We start from the raw sequence: 2,639 nt of genomic DNA, 5'->3' as shown, positions 1-2,639 counted from the left end.
GAACTGGCGTTCCACACCTGCCACGCCAATCACCTCGGCGGCGTTGACGCCCTCCTTGCCGAAACCGGCGCCGCCCAGCACATGGGCGGCCAGGCTGCCGTTCGGGTACAGCCGCATCTCGCGCGGGCCGAACATCAGGCCGGGATCACCGATGTCATGCACCGCCTGTAATTGCTCAGGGCTGATTTTCTTCTTCACCCACAGGAACTTGCGCTTGCCGGTGAAATCCTTGACCAGCCGTTCCAGCTCCAGATCCGGGAAGATCTGCACCAGTTTTTCTGCAGCACCGACGGGATCGATCATCTGCGGCGGCTGGGCATACAGCGAGTGGGTTTCAAAGTTGGTGGCCAGCAGGCTGCCGTTGCGGTCGACGATATCGGCGCGCTGCGCGGCAATCACGCTGCCCGGCACGCTGGCCACGGGTTCGGCCGGCTCTGACACCGCGGTCATGCCCATGCGGGCAATGATCGCACCAAAGGCACAGACAAAGAACAGACCCAGCACCAAGAGCCGCCCCTCGGCGCGCTGGCGGGACTGCACCTGCATCTCCTGATGGCGCAGGCTGATGTTTTCCTCTTCGATCACATCCGGGTTTTCGCCGGTAGCGCGGGCATGCAGGATCCGGGCCAGCGGGCGCAGCGGAGTGCGGATCATGGCTGGCCTCCCGCATTCAGGCCCGACACTTCGACGCCATCGGTGATCACCAGCTCTTCGGGTTCGGGGTATGACACCTCATCCACCCGGCCGAACTGGTCGGGGCGCAGCGGCAACAGGCCAAGGCTGTCGAAATTGATATCCGCCAGCTCGCGCAGCCGCTGCGGGCGGTTGAGATAGGCCCATTCGGCGCGCAAAACGCTAAGCCGCACCTGCGCCGCACCGATCTGGCTTTGCAGCGCGCGGGTTTCCTTCAGCACCTGCTGGGTGGCGTAGTTTTCGCGGTAAGCCCAGAAGGCCAGGCCAAAGACGGCCAGGCAGGTTGCGGCATACAGCAGGGTCTTCATTTGCGCGCCTCTTTCAGCTGCGGCATTCCAAGGTCTTTGGCCGAGATCGGCCCAGGTTCGGCATCAGTCCGCCGACCGACCCGCAGACGGGCAGAGCGGGAGCGCGGGTTTTCCGCCAGTTCCTGATCGTCCGGGCCGACCGCCTTGCGGGTGACCAGTTCGAACTGGGAAGGGGTTTCCTGCTGTTCCGGCGCATAGCGGTTGGCGCGGCCGGTTTTGCCTGCACGGTGCTGGAAGAAGCGTTTGACCATACGGTCCTCGACCGAATGAAAGGTGACAACGGCCAGCAATCCGCCCGGTTTCAGCGCCCGTTCAGCGGCCAGCAGCCCCTCGAACAGTTCGTCATATTCGGCGTTCACTGCGATGCGCAGCCCCTGGAAGCTGCGGGTCGCCGGGTGCGACTGGTTGGGCTTGGGGCGCGGCAGGCAAGATTCAATGATCTTCGCAAGGCGCAGGGTGGAGGTGATCGGTTCAATCGTGCGTTCCCGCACAATCGCCTTGGCAATGCGGCGGCTGGCGCGTTCTTCGCCGTAGTGGAACAGAATATCGGCGATCTGGGCCTCTTCCAGCTCTGCGACCAGATCGGCGGCAGAAGGCCCCGACTGCGACATCCGCATGTCCAGCGGGCCGTCCCGCATGAAAGAGAAGCCGCGTTCGGCCAGATCCAGCTGCATCGAGGAGACGCCAAGGTCCAGCACCACGCCATCGAGGCCTTGGGCATATTCATCCATGCGGGAGAACACACCCTGCTGCAAGATCAGGCGATTGCCGTACTCCCCTGCCCAGGGCTTGGCCATCTCAAACGCCAGCGGGTCGCGGTCAACGCCGGTAACTTCGTCAGCGCCGGCCTCAAGCAGCCCTCGGGTGTAACCGCCTGCACCGAATGTGCCGTCCAGCCAGCGGCCCGTGACCGGGGCCACCGCCTGCAAGAGCGGGCGCAGAAGGACGGGAATGTGGGGACCATTGGCAGCTTTTTGGTCCTGGGTCATGGGTCAAACGCCTCCGGCGCCATCTAGGAATTCCAGGGGATCGAAATCCTCCGGCAGGTCTTCCATCAGTTTCTCGGCTTCGGCCATCTCAACCTCCTCATAAGTCTCGGGCTTCCAGATCTGGAAGGTGTCGCCGGAGGCTATAAAGAAGGCTTCGCCCTCCAGGCCGATCTTCTGCCGCAGCTTGGCCGGCAGCACAAGGCGGCCGGTGTCATCCACATTGGTCGGCAAGGATTGGCCGTTGAACATGCGCTCCAGGATCTTGCGCGGTTTGGAGCCGCGCGGCAGGGCCGCGATCTTGGCGTCCACCTCGTCGATGGCTTCCATAGTATAGCATTCCAGGAACGGGCGGCGGTGGTCGCCGTAGACAATCACCAGTTCGGGGCTGTCGCCGGATTTCCAGTTCGGATCGGCGGCCTCCAGCACACGGCGGAAAGAGGCCGGGATTGACACCCGCCCCTTGCTGTCCACCTTGTGGTGGCTTTCGCCTCTGAACCTGCGGCCCAACTTACCGATCCTTTTCGCGCGTCCCTCGCGTTAATCCGTTCCCCAGAATGAAAAGGGGCGGGTTGATCTGCTGCCACTGATCAACCCGCCGCCTTGGCCCGCTGTGCGGGATGTCCGACTGCGCGCGCCACCTGGGGGGATG

Annotated in this window: 3 protein-coding genes and 1 pseudogene; all 4 read right to left on the bottom strand. The window is 63.7% G+C overall.

Annotated features, from left to right (window positions below; all coding sequences use genetic code 11):
- Positions 1-654 (bottom strand): annotated as a pseudogene (locus A2I95_RS30620) (penicillin-binding protein 2); the annotation flags it as partial.
- Positions 651-1,001: a cell division protein FtsL gene (locus A2I95_RS30615; RefSeq protein ID WP_027258329.1), complete on the bottom strand. Its 351-nt coding sequence runs from the start codon at positions 999-1,001 to the stop codon at positions 651-653. The gene A2I95_RS30615 and the pseudogene A2I95_RS30620, both read right to left, overlap by 4 nt.
- Entirely contained in the window at positions 998-1,990 is a 993-nt protein-coding gene (gene rsmH / locus A2I95_RS30610) for a 16S rRNA (cytosine(1402)-N(4))-methyltransferase RsmH (protein WP_027258328.1), read from the bottom strand. The genes A2I95_RS30615 and rsmH overlap by 4 nt, the downstream gene beginning before the upstream one ends.
- 3 nt (positions 1,991-1,993) lie before the next feature.
- A complete protein-coding gene (mraZ, locus tag A2I95_RS30605; protein WP_084294432.1) occupies positions 1,994-2,497 on the bottom strand; it encodes a division/cell wall cluster transcriptional repressor MraZ in 504 nt (167 codons plus the stop codon).
- Positions 2,498-2,639 lie beyond the last annotated feature (142 nt).

The organism is Leisingera sp. F5 (assembly GCF_001593695.1).
Note: the sequence above shows the minus strand (reverse complement) of the source record. Positions and strands in the feature narration are given on the sequence as shown.